This is a genomic window from Mesorhizobium sp. M7A.F.Ca.CA.001.04.2.1 (assembly GCF_003998485.1).
Lineage (GTDB): Bacteria > Pseudomonadota > Alphaproteobacteria > Rhizobiales > Rhizobiaceae > Mesorhizobium > Mesorhizobium ciceri.
Map to the genome: position 1 here is coordinate 40596 of NZ_RZQT01000020.1, position 18908 is coordinate 59503.

An 18908-nucleotide genomic window follows, 5' to 3' on the forward strand; every position below is an offset into this window, starting at 1 on the left:
CCCAACCTTGAAAGGGGGACTCATGAGCCGGGAATACGAGAATGACGGTGCTCTTCATGCGAAGCTTATCGAAGAGGTGCTGTCGCATTATCCCGACAAGGCGGCGAAGCGCCGCAAGAAGCACCTCAACGTCGCAAAGAGCGGCAACGAGGCTGGCGGGGAAAGCGAGGTCCTTTCCGAATGCGACGTCAAATCGAACATCAAGTCCATTCCCGGGGTGATGACGATTCGCGGCTGTGCATATGCTGGTTCGAAAGGCGTGGTGTGGGGGCCAGTCAAGGATATGGTCCATATCTCGCACGGCCCGGTCGGCTGCGGCCAATATTCTTGGTCGCAGCGCCGCAACTACTACGTCGGTACAACGGGCGTCGACACGTTCGGGACAATGCAGTTCACCTCCGATTTCCAGGAGAAGGACATCGTCTTCGGCGGCGACAAGAAGCTGGAACAGATCATTGACGAGATTGAAGTCTTGTTTCCGCTCAACAACGGCATCACCGTGCAGTCCGAATGCCCTATCGGCCTGATTGGCGATGACACCGAGGCCGTTTCTCGCAAAAAGACCAAGGAGTATGACAAGACGATCGTGCCGGTACGCTGCGAGGGCTTCCGCGGCGTCTCGCAGTCGCTTGGCCACCACATCGCCAATGATGCAATCCGGGATTGGGTCTTCGACAAAAAGGATGTCAAGTTCGAGGCCGGCCCCTACGACGTCAACGTCATCGGCGACTACAATATCGGCGGCGATGCCTGGGCCTCGCGCATACTGCTTGAGGAGATAGGGCTGCGCGTGGTTGGCAACTGGTCGGGTGACGCCACACTCGCAGAGATCGAGCGCGCCCCGAAGGCTAAGCTCAATCTTATCCACTGCTACCGGTCGATGAATTACATCTGTCGGCATATGGAGGAAAAGTATGGCGTCGCCTGGATGGAGTACAATTTCTTCGGTCCCTCCCAGATCGAAGCCTCTCTGCGCAACATAGCCAAGCATTTTGGGCCGGAAATCGAGGAGAAGACCGAAAAGGTCATTGCCAAGTACAGGCCGCTTGTTGATGCGGTCATCGCCAAGTACCTGTCGCGCCTGGAAGGAAATACCGTGATGCTCTATGTCGGCGGCCTGCGCCCCCGCCACGTCGTCACGGCCTACGAGGACCTCGGCATGGTCATCGTGGGCACCGGCTATGAATTCGCCCACAGCGACGACTATCAGCGCACCGGCCACTACGTGAAGAACGGCACGCTGATCTACGATGACGTGACCGGCTATGAGTTGGAGAAATTCATCGAAGGGATTCGCCCAAATCTGGTCGGCTCGGGAATCAAAGAAAAATACCCGGTGCAGAAGATGGGCATACCGTTCCGCCAGATGCATTCCTGGGATTATTCAGGCCCGTATCACGGCTACGATGGCTTTGCCATTTTCGCACGTGATGTGGATCTCGCCATTAACAACCCGGTCTGGGACCTATTCCACGCGCCTTGGAAAAGAAGCCGGGGCGATGAGCGGGCGATGGCTGCCGAATAAACATTTGCTTCAGCCCCAGTCTCCCACTGAGACGGTGAACTCCCGCGGCCTCTGATCCGCCGGAGCCTGGAACGTCTTGACGTCCTGAGCTGCCGTCCCGCGCAGCCAGATGCAAAAGAGGTAATCATCATGCCGCAGTCGGCTGAAAAAATTCTCGATCACGCTCCCCTGTTCCGCGAGCCGGAATACAGAAAGATGCTCGCTGAGAAGAAGCTAAACTTCGAATGTCCGCACCCCGATGAAATCGTTTCCGATCAGCGCGATTTCACCCAGACGTGGGAATACCGCGAAAAGAACCTCGCCCGCAAAGCGCTTGTCGTGAACCCGGCCAAGGCCTGCCAGCCGCTGGGTGCGGTATTCGCTGCCGCCGGCTTCGAGCGAACCATGTCCTTCGTCCACGGCAGCCAAGGTTGCGTCGCCTATTACCGCTCGCACCTGTCGCGCCATTTCAAGGAGCCTGCCGCGGCGGTCTCCTCCTCAATGACCGAGGATGCGGCGGTGTTTGGCGGCCTGAAGAACATGGTCGACGGGCTCGCCAACACCTACCAGCTCTACGACCCCAAGATGATTGCCGTGTCGACGACCTGTATGGCAGAGGTCATTGGCGACGACCTGCACAGCTTCATCCAGAACGCCAAGGACGAAGATTCAGTCCCGCGCGACTTCGACGTGCCCTTTGCCCACACCCCGGCCTTCGTTGGCAGTCATGTCGACGGCTATGACAACATGGTCAAAGGCATTTTGGAGCACTTCTGGAAAGGTCAGGAGCGTACGCAAATCGAAGGAACCATCAACATCATTCCGGGCTTCGACGGCTTCTGCGTCGGCAACAACCGGGAGCTCAAGCGCCTGCTCGATGTAATGGGCGTGTCCTATACATTGATCCAGGATGCCTCTGACCAGTTCGATACGCCTTCGGACGGTGAATACCGCATGTATGACGGGGGCACGAAGATCAACGAGGTGAAGAAGGCCCTCAACGCCGAGGCAACGCTTTCGCTGCAGCATCACAACACCCGAAAGACACTGGGCTATTGCGAGGAGGTCGGGCAGGCGACGGCCTCGTTCCACTATCCGCTCGGCGTTCAGGCGACGGACGAATTCCTGATGGAGGTCGCGGCGATTTCCGGCAAGGAGATTCCCGAGGCAATTCGCCTCGAGCGCGGCCGACTGGTAGACGCCATGGCGGACAGCCAATCCTGGCTGCATGGTAAGAAATACGCCATCTACGGTGATCCCGACTTCGTTCACGCAATGGCCCGCTTTGTCATGGAGACCGGCGGCGAGCCAACCCATTGCCTCGCCACCAATGGCACCTCGGCATGGGAAGCCGATTTGAAGAAGCTGCTAGCATCCTCGCCTTTCGGCAAGGCTGCCCAGGTTTGGGCGGGCAAGGACCTGTGGGCGCTGCGCTCGCTGCTCTTTACCGAGCCGGTGGACCTTTTGATCGGCAATTCCTACGGCAAGTACCTGGAGCGCGACACCGGAACGCCGCTGATCCGGCTGATGTTTCCGATCTTCGATCGGCACCATCATCACCGCTTTGCGCTCTTTGGCTACCAGGGCGCGTTGCGCGTGCTGACGACGATCCTCGACAAGATCTTCGACAAACTCGATCGCGAGACGAGCGAGACGGGTGTGACGGATTATTCCTATGACCTCACGCGCTAAGAGCCGTGGCCGGCTTTTCGCCGAGGCCATTCCTTGCCCAATGGACTGGGGAGGCTGAGCGATGTCCTCCCTCAGCGCCAAAATCAAGGACGCCTTCGATGAGCCCGCCTGCGATAAGAACCGTGGCAAAGATGCCAAGGCGCGCAAGGAGGGCTGCTCGAAGTCGCTGACACCAGGGGCGGCAGCCGGCGGCTGCGCCTTTGACGGAGCCAAGATCGTCCTGCAGCCGATCACCGACGTTGCGCATCTGGTCCATGCGCCGCTCGCCTGCGAGGGCAATTCTTGGGACAACCGTGGTGCGGTTTCGTCAGGGCCGACCTTGTGGCGGACAAGCTTCACGACCGACCTCACCGAACTCGACCTGGTGATGGGGCAGGGCGAGCGGAAACTCTTCAAGGCGATCCGCGAGATCAAGCACACATACGCGCCGCCGGCGATCTTCGTCTACTCAACTTGCGTAACGGCGCTGATCGGTGACGACATCGAGGCCGTGTGCAAACGCGCCACGGAAAAGTTCGGTTTGGCCGTGGTGCCGATCAATGCGCCTGGCCTGGCAGGCTCCAAGAACCTCGGCAACAAGCTCGCCGCCGAGGCGTTGCTCGATCATGTCATCGGCACGGTCGAACCCGACGACCCCGGGCCCTACGACATCAACATCCTTGGCGAATTCAACCTCTCGGGCGAATTCTGGCTTGTAAAGCCGCTCCTCGATCGGCTCGGCATCCGGGTGCGCGCCTGCATTCCCGGCGATGCGCGTTACCGCGACATTGCTTCCGCGCACCGCGCCCGGGCGGCAATGATCGTGTGCTCGACCGCGCTGATCAGTCTTGCCCGCAAGATGGAGGAGCGCTGGGACATCCCGTTCTTCGAGGGCTCCTTCTATGGCATCTCCGACACATCGCAAGCTCTTCGCAACCTTGTCAGGCTGCTGGTGAGGAAGGGCGCCGATCCGGAGATCCTCGAGCGCACGGAGACGCTGATCGCGCAGCAGGAGGCGATCGCGTGGAAGAAACTCGAATCCTACCGGCAAAGGCTCCAAGGCAAGCGCGTGCTGCTCAACACAGGCGGTGTGAAGTCCTGGTCGGTTGTCCGTGCGCTGATGGAGATCGGAATCGAGATCGTCGGCACCTCGGTCAAGAAATCTACGGTGCAGGACAAGGAGCGCATCAAACAAGTTCTCAAGCACGACAAGCATATGTTCGAATACATGGCTGCGCGCGAGCTGTACGCCATGCTCTCTGAACACAGGGCCGATATCATGCTGTCGGGCGGTCGCACGCAATTCATTGCGCTCAAGGCCAAGACGCCCTGGCTCGATATCAACCAGGAGCGCCAGCACCCTTATGCCGGCTATGCCGGCATGGTGGAACTCGTACGCCAGATCGACCTCGCCATTCACAATCCGGTCTGGTCTCAGGTGCGCCAGCCGGCCCCGTGGGATTGCCAGCCTGATCTAAAAGACGAACTGCCATGCACGAAGAAGGAGTCCGGGCACCTGTTCGATGAATTCGCCGGCGCGACGGCACACGAGTTCAGCGAGTGTTGAGGCGACCGATGGCCCGCATCCTTCCCCAGACCAAATCCGCGGCGGTGAACCCGCTGAAGTCGTCGCAGCCGCTGGGTGCCGCCTTTGCCTTTCTTGGGGTCGACGGCGCGATGCCGCTGTTCCACGGCAGCCAGGGATGCACAAGCTTCGCGCTCGTGCTCTTCGTACGGCACTTCAAAGAAACGATTCCATTGCAGACAACAGCGATGGATGAGGTGGCGACCATCCTCGGCGCTGCCGACCATCTTGAAGAAGCCATCCTCAACCTCAAGAACCGCACGAAGCCAAAGCTGATCGGGGTGTGCACGACCGCGCTGGTGGAGACGCGTGGCGAAGATTGCGCGAGTGATATTGCGAACATCAAGCTGAAGCACACGCAAGAGCTTGCGGGTACGGAGGTCGTGCTGGCCAACACGCCGGATTTTGACGGCGCGATCGAAGAGGGCTGGGCCAAGGCAGTCACCGCAATGATCAAAGGGATTACAGGCTCGGGCGAACGTGCGCGGCAGCCGAAGAAGATCGCGATCCTGCCCGGATGCAACCTCACTGTCGCCGACATCGAGCATATGCGTGACATGGTTGAAAGCTTTGGGCTCAAGCCGGTTATTCTGCCCGACATTTCAGGCTCGCTCGACGGTACGGTTCCTGACCGCTGGGTAGCGACCACATACGGCGGCACCAGCGTCGAAGACATTCGCGAGTTGGGCACGGCCATGCAATGCATCGCCATCGGTGAGCACATGCGCCGCCCGGCGAAAGCGCTGCACGGGTTGACCGGCGTGCCTTACGTGTTGTTCCAGTCACTGACTGGGCTGCAGGACACGGACCGCTTCGTGTCGCTGCTGTCTGCGATTTCGGGCGCGGCGGTACCGGCCCGCGTGCGCCGGCGCCGGGCGCAATTGCAGGACGCGATGCTCGACGGACATTTCCATTTCGGCGGCAAGAAAATTGCCATCGCTGCCGAACCAGACCAGCTGTTCCAACTTGCGACCTTCTTTGCTGGCCTCGGCTCCGAGATAGCCGCGGCCGTCACAACGACCGACAGGTCTAAAATTCTCGAGAAAGTCCCGGCGGTTTCGGTTCAGATCGGCGATCTCGGCGATCTGGAAAGTCTTGCCGTCGGTGCTGACCTGCTTGTCACGCATTCGCACGGGCGCCAAGCATCGGAGCGGCTCCGAATTCCGCTCATGCGCATCGGGTTCCCGGTCTTCGATCGACTAGGCAGCCAGCACAAGCTCGCAATTCTCTATCAGGGCACCCGAGACATGATCTTCGAGGTCGCCAGCATCTTCCAGGCCAACCAACACGCGCCCACTCCTGAGGCGCTTGATCCACTCCGTAATCGAGAAATATCACGATGAACGCTGTTCGCCGCCTCTCGCTGGTCAGTAGTGAGGTTTTCGCCCCGATGCCTGAACGACGTAAGGGCGCATTGCGCGTTGCGATCGCCACTCAGGACATGCAGGACCTCAACGCCCATTTCGGGTCGGCCAGGCGCTTTGCTGTCTACGACGTGACGCGCGAGGAATGGAATCTCGTAGAAGCCGTGGCCTTCGATGACGTGTCCGATGAAAGCGGGGAGCATCGGGCCGAGCGCGATGATCGCATCACGCCAAAGGTGGATGCGCTCAAGGGCTGTCAGATCCTGTTTTGTCTGGCAATTGGCGGCCCTTCGGCAGCCAAGCTTGTCGCGGCAAAAATCCACCCGATCAAAGTGGCGGAGTCCCAATCGATCCCACAGGTGCTCTTGCGCACGCAGATGATGCTCAGGACGTGTCCTCCGCCTTGGCTGCGCAAGGTGCTGGCGCGAGCGGGCATTGCCGAAAAGAAACCGTCCTTCGAGGACGAGGACTGAAAAGAGGAGGACGCCAATGCCTGACCCCGCAATCCCCCCAGCTGTCGCCGAAGACGAGGCGGCTCTTTGCACCCCGTTCGTCAAATGCCTCGTGCGGCTGATCCGTTCTCAGGATTCCTATGGCTCGTGGGAACGCAAAGCGGACGCTGAGCTGCTGGGCGACTTCATCATTACCAAGGAACAGCGCCGAGGGATCCCAATCATCGGAGATCCCGATCCCGACGTGCTGTGGAGGCTCGACAAGTACTACGCCGCCATCGGGCTTGCGATCGAGGAGCGCTGCGGCCTTATGGCATCGCCGATGATCCAGGTGAGCCATGAGGGTTTTGGTCGGGTGCTTTTCACGACCGGACGGCTGGTCGTTTTGTCCAAAACGCTGCGCGATGTCCACCGGTTTGGCTTCGAGACGCTCCTGAAGCTCGCCACGGCCGGTACGAAGCTGGTCGACGATGCGATTTCTGTCATCGAAACCTTTCCCCACGTGGCGCTGGCATGATGGGCGCGATTTTCGAGAAAGGCCATCATGACGGACCCGAGAAACTATGTTGGCCAGTCCCCTCGATCCAGGGACTCGAGGCCGACCAGGTTGTTGGGGTATCGCCGATGAAAAAGCCGCTGGTCCTGATCTGCTCGCAAGATGCCGAGTTCTATCTGCTCTACAGCCACATACTGGAGGTTGACGGTTTCAGCAGTGAGACGGCAGACGGCGCGAAGGCTGCGCTGGCCTTGGCCGAACAACGGGAGCTTCAGGCCGTAGTGCTGGATTGCGACCCAGCCAGCATAAACGGGTCCGCAATTTGCGCCCACCTCAAGCGGGAACCGCGCACCACCGACCTGCCCATCATCGCCCTGATCGCGCCTGGCGCCGAGCACCAGCACCTCGATCTCTTGAAGGCAGGCGTTGAGAGCTTTGTGCGGCCGGTGGCTCCGGCCAAGCTGCTCGACTGCCTGCGGTCGAGGCTCGGGCTGACCAAGCGTGGTCCGAACGGGGTTGAAAACGACAGTTGGATTTGTTGTGGAGGCCTGGAGATGAAGCTCGATGCCCATCGGGTTCGCGGTAATGGCCACGACATCCATCTCGGACGGATCGACTTCAACGTGCTGCGGCTTATGATTGAGGCCCCCGGCAAGGTCTTCAGCCGGGACGAGCTTATCGGGGCGGCCTGGCTGCCCAACATTCATGTCGGTGCACGCACCGTCGATGTCCATATCAGCCGAATCAGGAGGGCGCTGAAAACGGCCTTGCCCGGCAGCGTCATTCGCACCGTCAGGTCGGCCGGCTACTCGCTCGAGAAGCCGGACGACTGAAATCGGTGATCGAATGTGGTGCCGCTCTCTCTTCCTCCTGAGAGCGGTGTTGCCGCTTTGAGGCGCTCCTAACGAAGACCAGGAGAAGCAGGCAAATGGAATTTAAAAGCATATTCAGTGTGACGGGTGCTGATCATTCTGATGAGGACCTCACAACAGCTGCCGGACTGTGTGCCGAGGTCGGCGCGCACCTATCGGTACGATTATACCGCCTCCATTGCTCTTGATGTCCTCTCCGCCCCCCGAATGGAATACAGGACGTGCACAGGCAATTGCAGTACCGAACTATCGATTTCAGCAAATCGAGAAATTTTCACAGGACGTGACCAGAATGGAAAGACGGTCCGCGGATATCCTCAAAAGGCTGAAAGCTATGTCGCTTTCCTGTGACGTTGACACCGACTATTGCGATCCGGCTAGCCTCGGTGAAGTGGCACGACAGCGGGCGCTCTGCGCTGACCTGACGATCGTTGGAGGAGACCTCCTCAACGATGAGACTCTCGGACCTCCTGTTGTCAACGGCTGCTTGTTCGATAGCGGAAAGCCGGTGCTCATCGTGCCGAAGGGCGTTAAGGCGACGCTGTCGCCTCGACGCGTGCTGGTCGGCTGGGATTCGCGTGTAGAGGCCTCGCGTGCGGTTCGGGAAGCTCTTAGTATCCTATCCGCTGCCAGGGAAGTCTGTGTCGCTATGGTCGATCCAAAGGCGCAAAACAACGGGAAAGGCGCGCAGTCTGGAGCTGACATCGCTGCCTATCTTACTCGGCACGGTGCTCGGGTCTCCGTTGACCTGCTTAAGAGCGCCGGCAAATCGGCGGGCACAGTGCTGACCCAGCACGCGAACGACATCTGTGCTGACATGATGGTCATGGGTGCTTATGGCAGCCGTGGGCTGCGTGAGCGGATTTTCGGCGGTCCGCCGAGCTGGAGCTTTGGGAAGACCACATTGCCGCTGTTTTTGGCTCGCTGATCAGCTCCGTAGGAACACCGATCAGGTCGTAGGACCGCCAACCAGTCCGAAGTCGTCGTCGGTTACCGGTCGGATTGCGGAGACATGGCTGGATCCGCGAACATCTTGCGACGCTTGTCAGAGCCAAACCGGACGCCTCGACTGCTTCACGACGCTCTCGTGAACCAACTCGTGCGAGATCGTCCGCAACGGGCAGTAAAGACGAACGGCTGCAGCAGACCGCAGCCAAGCCACAGGGCGGGTGTACCAGGAGACCCCGCCTCGTGCGCGAACCCTGTTGGAAGGCCCCTTATCAGTACCCGGACGCGCGTCAAATCGGCGGCTGTCCCTGTCAGCCTGCGGTGTGCAAGGGCCGCTGCCGCGGAGCTTCCCCTGCCCGATCGTCGGGCGTGCGACAATGTCGGATTCCAGACGAGCTGGAACTGCGCGAACTCGTTGGTTTGACAGGTCTTTATCCGGCACGCCGCATGCATGGGAGTCTCCGAAAGCATTAAGAGCCGTTATCCATGGTTACGCCCCTCGAAAGAAAGAGCCGCTTCCGTCGTGGCAGGGAAACAGCCACTCCTGGGGTGGAGGCCGGCGCTAGAAGCCGCCGTAAGATCCGGAAGAGCCGCGCGACAGCATCACACACTTTCCTTCTGCTCTTGGGTTCGGATCACGCCGCGCCGCTGTCGATGCCGCCGACATTGAGCCCAAGACCTGGAAGGCGGCACACGCTTTTGCTGTCCTCTCAGTCGGGACCGCGGCTCAAGCATGCCTGTGAGGTTCGCATTGCTCAATGCCCGGCGATCGACGTCAACATGCCGCTGAGTTGGAAAACACTCCAGAGGAGTAAGGATAAGTGGACCTCTTTTGTATTGGTGTGGGTGCTGGACCATCTAATTTGAGCCTTGCGTGTCAGATACAGGAAGAGATTGCGCAAGGGGCACTGTTCCTGGACCGGGAGGTCGATTTCCGAGGACATCCAGGCAGCGCTTTCGATTGCGCGGAGCTCCAGGTCGGCCACTTCCAGGATCTGGTTACTCTGGTCAATCCGCGATCAGCCTACACATTCGTAAACTACCTCCACGAGAACGGGCGTCTTTACAATTTCCTCAATGCGCAATTTCACGGGGTGCTTAGAGCCGAGTTCGCCCAATATCTCAACTGGGCGTTCCAGAAGAATCCGCTTGTCCGTGGCGGCGAGGCCGTTCGCGAAATCCGCTTCGACGGCGAGTTTCGCGTGCGGACGGACAACGCGGTCCTTGATGCAAGAAACCTCGTCATCGACATAGGCAAGCAGGCGCAAATTCCGCCTCAGTTTCATGGCTGGACTGGACCCAACCTGTTCCACTCATCTGAGTTGGCCCACATCAATCCTGAGGTGCAAAAAAAGCATGTCTGCGTTGTTGGCGGCGGACAGTCGGGAGCCGAGCTGCTACTGCACCTTGTCGGCCGGCCGAAAGAACGGCGGCCCGCGGCGATCACATGGGTCTTGACGCGCGAGATGCCTTTCGACGACCACGCGTTCACAAACGGGCTGTTCACGCCATGCTTCTCGGATCGTTTTGCTGCGATGAGCGAGGTGCATCGACAGCTGTTCCTGCGGCGTTTCGCGCTTGCCTCCGAGGGCATTTCAGAAAGCAAGTTGCGCGCGGTCTATCAGGCGCTCTACCGCCACGCCTTTCTCGAGCCACACCAATGCGAGATCACATTGCGGCCAAGTTGCAACGTGTCGCGCTGCATCAATGCCGGAGCAGGGCACAGGCTCACGCTGCAACGCGGCTTGGACAACATCGGAGAAGTAACCGCCGATATCGTCATCCTGGCCACCGGGTACGAGAAACCGCTGCCGGGTTTCCTAGAACCGATCGCAGATCGCCTCGAACAGATCGGCAATGAGCTCGCCATCGGTGAGGATTTTTCGGTGTACTGGGACGGACCGCGAGACCGACGCCTTTTCGTTCAGAACGCCTGCCTTGGACAGCGCGGGCTGGCTGATCCGAACTTTGGGCTGCTGGCCTGGCGAGCGCGCCGCATCCTTGACAGCCTTCTGCGGCGCGCGCCATGCGCCAATCCCGAGCATCTAGGGTTCATCAACCGTCCCTTGACGGAGTGCTGGCCCGACCTCGGAGTCGAACAAATGGGCAGCGGGATATGATTCGTCGATATTGATGATCGGCGGTGGCATTCAGGAAAGATTTCCGCCTCTGGCGGCAAAAGCGGGACGAGCAATATTCCTACGGCGTCAGATCGCTCTGCTCGCGCTTGAGCAAGGTAGCGTCGCGCGACTCCTGCTTGGCGTGAAACAGCAAAGGGCATTCAATCACGATGCAGCTTTACGTGCTGTCGGGCTCAACGCCACGTGGATCGAGCCCAACGCCGCCGTTGGCAACCGCGACGCGAATTATGACGCCGGGCCACATGCGGCGGTGGCTGCAAGGGTACCGAGCCTCTCCCGCACTTTCGACCCCATCGCCGAAGTGCGACTACTCCAGGACGCCGAAGCCGGTCTTATCGCCAGCGGGCCAGCCAAACTCTCACCTTCCTAAACGGCAGCCGCTAAGGTGAGCCGTCGAAAGCCGACATTCAGGTTAACGTCAGCTGGCCGTGTTAGGGCTCGCTTATTCAAGGCGGTACCGGCGCTTGCCGAAGCTAAGAAGGGTTGGCATGCCCTTTGCCGTGCTTGATGTGCGGCAACACGGTGAGAGCTCCGCTGAAGCAAGCGAGAGGGAGCAATGCCCTCGAGACCGTGTCCGATTTTGACTGGAAAATATCCGCGACAAAAGAGACGAAAGGTGTGGAATGACTTTGGACACCAAGATGGAACTGCGTATGGGGTCCCCGGCTCCTGCGATCAAAGTGGAGAACTGGCTGCGTGGCGAGCCCCTCACGAGCCTTCGGCCCGGCAAGGTCTACCTCGTTGAATTTTGGGCGACTTGGTGCCGACCATGTGTCCACGCCATGCCCCATTTGATCGAACTGCAGGAGAAATATAAAGACAGCGGATTTGAGATTATCGGAGTCGCAGCTTGCGAAAAGGCTGCAACCGCGGACGAAGCGCGGACCAACGTGGATGCCTGGCTGACCGAGAAGTTCCCGAATCTGAATTATCGGACAGCGTTCGATTGCACTGGCGAAATGAAAAAGCTCTGGCTGGAACCCAGCTCTTCATTCGGGATTCCCACCTCGTTCGTGGTCGACCGCGACGGCCACATCGCTTATATCGGCCACCCGGCACCTCTCGATGACGTTTTGCCGAAAGTCCTTAACGGCAGCTGGCGCAGCAGCTATGAAGCGAAAGCCGTCGATGCAAAGCGAATCTCGCGTGTGCGCGAATCGTCGCTGAGTCAGCCGATATACGCCAAACTTGGGCCGGCGATGCAGGACGAGGATTGGGCAGCGGCACTATTGGCCATCGAAGAAGGCCTCGCCGTGATGCCAGACTCTTTTGATTTTCGGCGGGTTCATGCGGATATTCTGCTTCACAAGCTGCGCGACATCAAAACCGGCTTGCCGCTTATGCGCGAATTGGTCGAGGACGCGATCAACAAAAAGTTCGAAGCGATGTCTTGGGTGGTGATGGCGCTGAACCAACTCTTCCATCCCACGATCGACAACTCCCATCTTCCGCATGATGATCGCTTTGCGATGGGCAAGGAGCTCTCCGAACAGATCCTGGAACTTAATCCTCCGCAAGGCGATGGAGACTTTAAATTCGGGTGTTACTTTCCGGCCGCTCAGTATTATTACGAGAGCGGCAACAAGGACCGGGCGATCGAGTTGATCGAGGTGGCAATCAAATCGCTGGACCATTCGGAGCCAGTGCCGGACCAAACCAAACAGCGCTACCTCACCTCGTTGCTCCAAGCCCTGGCCAACTACACGGGTGAGCCTGCCTGTCACGCGGGTCTCTGTGTGGCTCCGCAAAACAAGACTTGCGAAACTCAAAACGCTGTCACTTCCTGAGCAAGGATCGCGAAGGGCATGACAATTGGAATTGAACACCGGCAAATCCGCCCGCCCAGGCGCACTTCGCAGCAATAACGTCGATGCCGCAAAAGTGCGCGGCTTGCGGCAGGTGGAATTTCCATTGCGTTTACCTCGGGTCGAACCGCGGCGCAGGCGTTCGCGCCGCGGTGAAAGGTCTCGCATTGGTGGACGTGCTCAAGGTCGGCCACGGGACACTGTTGCGTGGGATCGGCTCGCCCAAGCCATTCCCCGCCCACGCAAGCGCCCGAACCACACATCGCAGAAAAAGAGATCGTCCTTCAAGAGGAGTACTGAAATTGGGGAAAAGCGAAATTCCTCATGAACCGGTTGGCCCTGCTGTCCACAAGGACGACGAGGCCCTTGCTTCCCCGTTCGTCAAATGCCTCCTGCGGCTCATTCGTACTCAGGATTCCTTCGGCTTATGGGAAGGCCATTCGGATGCCGAGCTGCTGGCCGAGTTCATCATCACCAAGCAACAGCAACGTGCGGTACCCTTTGGCGGCGATCCCGATCCTGACGCGCTGTGGAGGCTCGACATGTTTTACACCGCCGTAGCGCTTGCGATCGAGGAGCGCTCCGGCGTGTCGACGTCGCCGACAATAGAAATGAAACCCGTGGGGGCTTCCGGCGGTTGGGCGTTCTGTCGAGACGTCCACCGGTTCGGCTTCGAGACTTTCCGCAAACTTGCTGAGGCCGGTACGAAACTGGTCGACGATGCGACTGCAGCCATTGAAGCCTAGCCCGAGATGGAGCGCATCAAGAAACCATTGTTCCAGGAAGGATCTATGTCAGACCTAGATAGGATGAGGAAAAAAGTCTGAAAGCTCCAGTTGCGTGCAGCTATTGCCAAGATGGCATTGCAGGACCTCGTCGAGGGTCTGCCGGGCAAGTGGGCCGACATACAGGAAGTCGCCGAGAAAACCCAAGCCGTTTATGCCGAGTTGGATGTTGCCAAGAGAGAACTCGCTTCAATGAAGAATTTAGGATGATGCGCACATTCACCACCCGTGACGGCTCCATTTGGATGCCGTCGTACCTGACCTCCATCGATAGCAAGACCTGCATCGGCTGCTGCCGTTGTTTCAAGGTCTGCTCGCGCGATGTCATGCATCTTCACGGCGTTGATGATGCGGGTGAAATCCTCGGCCCCTGCGATGACGAGGACGACGATTTCGACGGCAAGCTCAATCGCATGATCATGGTTGTCGATGATGCCGGCCGCTGCATCGGCTGCGGAGCCTGCGGCCGCGTCTGCCCCAAGAACTGCCAGACGCATGTTGCGGCCGACGAGCTCGCAACATGATCTGGCGAAAACCAGGGGAGCGGCGTGCACTTCATCTTTTTGTCGGCTCGTGGGGCTGGTCCTGTGCAGCAATGCGTCGATGGTTTACTTCGCTTTGGATTCGCTCCGTGTGGCAGTCGTCACGACGCTGGCCTGTTCGCTGCTGCTTCAGGCCGGCTCCTTCGGCCGCGTGCTCTTTCTGATCTGGCAGTCCTCTAGCCGCGCTCGTGGAACTCGCCACAGGGGCCAGCATGCCGATGGTTACAGGAAAGCTCGGGTACCAGTCGTCTCACTCTGATCAACTGCGGAATGCAATTTTCAGCTGTGTCCCGGCTTGGTCGAATGCCCAGCATGTGCTGCTGCTTTGATGCGCGGATGACAGGATCAGTGCTCAGACCCACACCAATTTTGGTCACCCTCTGATGACTGAGCTGATCGTATAGGGAATCTGTGTTCGGCTAACACGCGACCATACCCCTGGGCTGACCGGTGCGTAGCCGGTTCAGGTACTTTTTTGCTGGAGATAGCATGCTGGAAAAATTCGAACGTTATCCGCTCACCTTTGGACCCACGCCGATCGAGAGGCTCGACCGCCTCGGCAAGCATCTGGGCGACAAGGTGGAAATCTACGTCAAACGCGAGGACTGCAACTCCGGTCTCGCGTTCGGCGGAAACAAGCTGCGCAAGCTCGAATACATTGTGCCCGACGCGATCGCGTCAGATGCCGATACGCTCGTCACAATCGGTGGCGTGCAGTCCAACCATACGCGCATGGTCGCTGCGGTCGCCGCCAAGATCGGCATGAAATGCCTCCTGGTCCAGGAGAGCTGGGTCCCACATGATGATGCTGTCTACGACCGGGTCGGCAATATCCTCTTGAGCCGCATCATGGGGGCAGAGGTGCGCCTGGTTGACGAGGGCTTTGACATCGGCATCCGCCGCAGCTGGGAAAAGGCACTTTATGAAGTCAAGGCAAGGGGCGGCAGGCCATATGCGATACCTGCCGGCGCCTCTGTCCACAAATACGGCGGCCTGGGCTATGTGGGGTTCGCTGAGGAGGTGCGTGCCCAGGAAGAGCAGCTTGGGTTTGCCTTCGACTATATCGTCGTCTGTACGGTGACTGGTTCAACCCACGGCGGCATGCTCGTCGGGTTCGCCAAGGATGGTCGACAGCGCAACGTGATCGGTATCGATGCCTCCGCCATGCCCGCCAAGACCAAGGCGCAGGTGCTTGGCATCGCCCAAAATACAGCGAAGCTCGTCCACCTCGGAGCGGAAATTGTCGAGGCAGACGTGGTGTTGTTCATGGACTACGCGTACCCGGGTTATGGCGTTCCATCGGAAGAAACCAAAGAGGCAATCCGTTTGTGCGCGCGGCTCGAGGGCATGATTACGGACCCCGTTTACGAGGGCAAATCGATGCAAGGGATGATCGACCTCGTCCAGAGGGGCTTCTTTCCACAGGGATCGAGGGTCCTCTACGCACATCTAGGCGGCGCGCCGGCGATCAACGGGTACGGCTACACCTTTCGCAACGGCTGACGTTCGGCAGTCTGCGATTCCGCGGTCGCGCTCGAACGTGGGTAGGTAGCGTCGTTCGAGCGCTTGGCTGGAGAAGTGGAGGCAGCGACGGGCATCCACTAATTGGTACCATTACGTGCTGTCGGGGCTCAACGCCACGCGCATTGAGCGCATGCCGCCGTTGGCAACCGCGAGGCGAATTTTGACTCCGGGGCAAGAATCCACACGCGGCGGTGGCGGCACGAGGACCAAGCCGGCGAGTTCGCGCTTTCGAACTGGCGCCAAACTGCCACTGCTCGAGGACCGAGGCCAGTCTAATCACAGGCGAACCGTCCAAGCTCTCAAGAGTGATAGGGCGAAACCCGACAGCGGCAGAAGACATGTCGGGTTCACGACAATCGGCCGCATTTGGGCTCGTGGAGAATTTCAAAGCATTTCCCGCCGCTTACCGGAGCTGAGGGAATTGGCACCTCCGTTGCAGCTTGATGTGCGGCAACACGGTGAGAGCTTCGCTGAAGCAAGCCAGAGGGAGCGATGCCCTCGAGACCGTGTCCGATTTTGACTGGAAAATATTCCGCGACAAAAGAGACGAAAGGTGTGGAATGACTTTGGACACCAAGATGGAACTGCGTATGGGGTCCCCGGCTCCTGCGATCAAAGTGGAGAACTGGCTGCGTGGCGAGCCCCTCACGAACTTTCGGCCCGGCAAGGTCTACCTCGTTGAGTTTTGGGCGACTTGGTGCGGACCATGTGTCGACGCCATGCCCCATTTGATCGAACTGCAGGAGAAATATGAAGGCAGCGGATTTGAGGCGGTCGGAGTTGCCGCCTGCGAACAGGGTCCTACCGCAGACGAGGCGCGGACCAACGTGGATGCCTGGCTGACCGAGAAGTTCCCGAATCTGAATTATCGTATCGGGTTCGATTACATTGGCGAAATGAACAAGCTCTGGATGGATCCCAGCTCTTCGATTGGGATTCCCACCTCGTTCGTGGTCGACCGCGACGGCCACATCGCTTTTATCGGCCACCCGGCGGAACTCGATGACGTTTTGCCGAAAGTCCTTAACGGCAGCTGGCGCAGTAGCTATGAAGCGAAAGCCGCCGATGCAAAGCGCATCGCGCATAACCAACTTGCAGCGCGCGAAATGTCGCTTACCGGGCCGATATACGCCAAACTTGAGCCGGCGATGCAGGCCGAGGATTGGACGGCGGCGCTCTTGGCCATCGAAGAAGGCCTCGCCTTGATGCCAGACTCTTGTGAGTTCCGGCAGATTCATGCGGATCTTCTGCTTCACAAGCTGCGCGACATCAAGACCGGCATGCCGGTCATGCGAGAATTGGTCGAGGACGCGATCGACAAAACGTCCGACGCGGTGTCGTGGATGGCCTTGGCCCTCAACCAACTCTTCGATCCCACGATGGACAATTCCCATCTCCCGCGCGCGGAGCGCTTTGCGATGGGCAACGAGCTCTCGGAACAGATACTGGCACTCAATCCCCCGAACGGCGATGGCCCGTTTAAATACCTCCGGTACCTCCCGGTAGCTCAGTATTATTACGAGAGCGGCAACAAAGATCGCGCATTCGAGTTGATCGAGGTGGCACTGAAATCGGTGGACCGGCTGGGGCCAATTCCGGACCACACCAAACAGTACTATCTTACCCCATTGCTCGAAGCACTGGCCAACTACACGGGTGAGCCTGCCTGTCACGCGGATCTTTGTGTGGCTCCGCAAAAGAAGGCACCCGAAACTCAAAACGCAGTCACTTCCTGAGCAAGAATCGCGAAGGGACTGACAATTGGAATTGAACACTGGCCAATCCGCCCATCGAAGCTCTCTTCGCAGCAAGTATGTCGATGCAGCAGGGCGGCGGCTTGCGGCAGGTTGGATTTCAATTGCGTTGACCTCCGGTCGGATCGCGGCGCAGACGATGTGCGCCGCGAATTCGCGCCGCAGGTCTCGCACTCGTGGACATGTCGAGGTCGGCCACGGGGCACTCTTGGGGTTGGCCCGCCCAAGCCATTCGTCGGCCACGCAAGCGGACCCGGAGTGGGCATCGCAGGAAAAGGAAATCGTACCTCGAAGACGAAGACTGAAATGACGAACAACGAAATTCCTCCGGTTGGCCCTGCTGTCAACAATGACGACGAGGCCCTTGCTTCCCCGTTCGTCAAATGCCTCCTGCGGCTCATTCGTACTCAGGATTCCTTCGGCTTATGGGAAGGCCATTCGGATGCCGAGCTGCTGGCCGAGTTCATCATCACCAAGCAACAGCAACGTGCGGTACCCTTTGGCGGCGATCCCGATCCTGACGCGCTGTGGAGGCTCGACATGTTTTACACCGCCGTAGCGCTTGCGATCGAGGAGCGCTCCGGCGTGTCGACGTCGCCAATAATTGGAATGAAGCCCCTGCGGGCTTCCAGCGGTTGGGCGTTCTGTCGAGACGTCCACCGGTTCGGCTTCGAGACTTTCCGCAAACTTGCTGAGGCCGGTACGAAACTGGTCGACGATGCGACTGCAGCCATTGAAGCCTAGCCCGAGATGGAGCGCATCAAGAAACCATTGTTCCAGGAAGGATCTATGTCAGACCTAGATAAGATGAGGAAGAAAGTCCGAAAGCTCCAGTTGCGTGCAGCTATTGCCAAGATGGCATTGCAGGACCTTGTCGAGGGTCTGCCGGGCAAGTGGGCCGACATACAGGAAGTCGCCGAGAAAACCCAAGCCGTTTATGCCGAGTTGGATGTTGCCAAGAGAGAACTCGCTTCAATGAAGAATTTAGGATGATGCGCACATTCACCACCCGTGACGGCTCCATTTGGATGCCGTCGTACCTGACCTCCATCGATAGCAAGACCTGCATCGGCTGCTGCCGTTGTTTCAAGGTCTGCTCGCGCGATGTCATGCATCTTCACGGCGTTGATGATGCGGGTGAAATCCTCGGCCCCTGCGATGACGAGGACGACGATTTCGACGGCAAGCTCAATCGCATGATCATGGTTGTCGATGATGCCGGCCGCTGCATCGGCTGCGGAGCCTGCGGCCGCGTCTGCCCCAAGAACTGCCAGACGCATGTTGCGGCCGACGAGCTCGCAACATGATCTGGCGAAAACCAGGGGAGCGGCGTGCACTTCATCTTTTTGTCGGCTCGTGGGGCTGGTCCTGTGCAGCAATGCGTCGATGGTTTACTTCGCTTTGGATTCGCTCCGTGTGGCAGTCGTCACGACGCTGGCCTGTTCGCTGCTGCTTCAGGCCGGCT

General features: G+C 59.1%; 21 protein-coding genes. All 21 read left to right on the top strand.

Going from position 1 to position 18908, the window contains the following annotated elements; genetic code table 11:
- Window positions 1-22 precede the first annotated feature (22 nt).
- Window positions 23-1525 carry a nitrogenase molybdenum-iron protein alpha chain gene (gene nifD, locus EN955_RS09205; protein WP_024505262.1) on the top strand — a complete coding sequence of 501 codons (1503 nt, stop codon included), beginning with the start codon at window positions 23-25 and terminating at the stop codon, window positions 1523-1525.
- Between the two features lie 129 nt (window positions 1526-1654).
- Window positions 1655-3196 (top strand): nitrogenase molybdenum-iron protein subunit beta, encoded by a 1542-nt coding sequence (gene nifK / locus EN955_RS09210; protein ID WP_024505263.1) that lies wholly within the window; start codon window positions 1655-1657, stop codon window positions 3194-3196.
- Window positions 3197-3257: 61 nt separating this feature from the next.
- Window positions 3258-4742, top strand: coding sequence for a nitrogenase iron-molybdenum cofactor biosynthesis protein NifE (nifE, locus tag EN955_RS09215; protein ID WP_024505264.1), 1485 nt, complete (start codon window positions 3258-3260; stop codon window positions 4740-4742).
- Window positions 4743-4750: 8 nt separating this feature from the next.
- Window positions 4751-6103 (top strand): nitrogenase iron-molybdenum cofactor biosynthesis protein NifN, encoded by a 1353-nt coding sequence (gene nifN, locus EN955_RS09220; protein ID WP_024505265.1) that lies wholly within the window; start codon window positions 4751-4753, stop codon window positions 6101-6103.
- The gene (nifX, locus tag EN955_RS09225; RefSeq protein WP_024505266.1) at window positions 6100-6597 is read left to right on the top strand and encodes a nitrogen fixation protein NifX; all 498 of its coding nucleotides are present in this window, start codon (window positions 6100-6102) and stop codon (window positions 6595-6597) included. The genes nifN and nifX overlap by 4 nt, the downstream gene beginning before the upstream one ends.
- 16 nt (window positions 6598-6613) lie before the next feature.
- Window positions 6614-7093 carry a NifX-associated nitrogen fixation protein gene (locus tag EN955_RS09230; protein WP_024505267.1) on the top strand — a complete coding sequence of 160 codons (480 nt, stop codon included), beginning with the start codon at window positions 6614-6616 and terminating at the stop codon, window positions 7091-7093.
- A complete protein-coding gene (locus EN955_RS09235; protein ID WP_032899653.1) occupies window positions 7090-7905 on the top strand; it encodes a response regulator transcription factor in 816 nt (271 codons plus the stop codon). The genes EN955_RS09230 and EN955_RS09235 overlap by 4 nt, the downstream gene beginning before the upstream one ends.
- 331 nt (window positions 7906-8236) lie before the next feature.
- Window positions 8237-8872: a universal stress protein gene (locus tag EN955_RS09240; protein WP_245265404.1), complete on the top strand. Its 636-nt coding sequence runs from the start codon at window positions 8237-8239 to the stop codon at window positions 8870-8872.
- A gap of 841 nt (window positions 8873-9713) precedes the next feature.
- A complete protein-coding gene (locus EN955_RS09245) occupies window positions 9714-11012 on the top strand; it encodes a SidA/IucD/PvdA family monooxygenase (RefSeq protein ID WP_024505269.1) in 1299 nt (432 codons plus the stop codon).
- 13 nt (window positions 11013-11025) lie between these two features.
- Complete coding sequence (locus EN955_RS09250; RefSeq protein WP_024505270.1) at window positions 11026-11403, top strand: hypothetical protein; 378 nt, start codon at window positions 11026-11028, stop codon at window positions 11401-11403.
- Between the two features lie 271 nt (window positions 11404-11674).
- Window positions 11675-12820 carry a TlpA disulfide reductase family protein gene (locus tag EN955_RS09255; protein ID WP_024505906.1) on the top strand — a complete coding sequence of 382 codons (1146 nt, stop codon included), beginning with the start codon at window positions 11675-11677 and terminating at the stop codon, window positions 12818-12820.
- 320 nt (window positions 12821-13140) lie between these two features.
- The gene (locus EN955_RS09260) at window positions 13141-13584 is read left to right on the top strand and encodes a DUF269 domain-containing protein (RefSeq protein WP_245454719.1); all 444 of its coding nucleotides are present in this window, start codon (window positions 13141-13143) and stop codon (window positions 13582-13584) included.
- 90 nt (window positions 13585-13674) lie between these two features.
- Window positions 13675-13833 (top strand): CCE_0567 family metalloprotein, encoded by a 159-nt coding sequence (locus EN955_RS09265; protein ID WP_224571204.1) that lies wholly within the window; start codon window positions 13675-13677, stop codon window positions 13831-13833.
- Window positions 13830-14147 (top strand): ferredoxin III, nif-specific, encoded by a 318-nt coding sequence (gene fdxB, locus EN955_RS09270; protein WP_174800308.1) that lies wholly within the window; start codon window positions 13830-13832, stop codon window positions 14145-14147. Before EN955_RS09265 ends, fdxB (EN955_RS09270) begins: the two co-directional genes overlap by 4 nt.
- Before the next feature lie 79 nt (window positions 14148-14226).
- Entirely contained in the window at window positions 14227-14424 is a 198-nt protein-coding gene (locus EN955_RS35315; RefSeq protein ID WP_081714487.1) for an exopolysaccharide production repressor protein, read from the top strand.
- A 230-nt stretch (window positions 14425-14654) separates the two neighbouring features.
- Complete coding sequence (locus EN955_RS09280; RefSeq protein WP_024505903.1) at window positions 14655-15668, top strand: 1-aminocyclopropane-1-carboxylate deaminase; 1014 nt, start codon at window positions 14655-14657, stop codon at window positions 15666-15668.
- A gap of 599 nt (window positions 15669-16267) precedes the next feature.
- The gene (locus EN955_RS09285; RefSeq protein ID WP_024505905.1) at window positions 16268-17425 is read left to right on the top strand and encodes a TlpA disulfide reductase family protein; all 1158 of its coding nucleotides are present in this window, start codon (window positions 16268-16270) and stop codon (window positions 17423-17425) included.
- Between the two features lie 324 nt (window positions 17426-17749).
- Window positions 17750-18187, top strand: coding sequence for a DUF269 domain-containing protein (locus EN955_RS09290; protein WP_126104992.1), 438 nt, complete (start codon window positions 17750-17752; stop codon window positions 18185-18187).
- Window positions 18188-18232: 45 nt separating this feature from the next.
- The gene (locus EN955_RS09295; protein WP_063169367.1) at window positions 18233-18436 is read left to right on the top strand and encodes a CCE_0567 family metalloprotein; all 204 of its coding nucleotides are present in this window, start codon (window positions 18233-18235) and stop codon (window positions 18434-18436) included.
- Window positions 18433-18750, top strand: a complete 318-nt coding sequence (gene fdxB, locus EN955_RS09300) for a ferredoxin III, nif-specific (RefSeq protein WP_174800308.1) — start codon at window positions 18433-18435, stop codon at window positions 18748-18750. The genes EN955_RS09295 and fdxB (EN955_RS09300) overlap by 4 nt, the downstream gene beginning before the upstream one ends.
- 79 nt (window positions 18751-18829) lie before the next feature.
- Window positions 18830-18908: exopolysaccharide production repressor protein (locus EN955_RS35320; RefSeq protein ID WP_281034479.1), on the top strand; the 79-nt coding region annotated here is incomplete at its 3' end.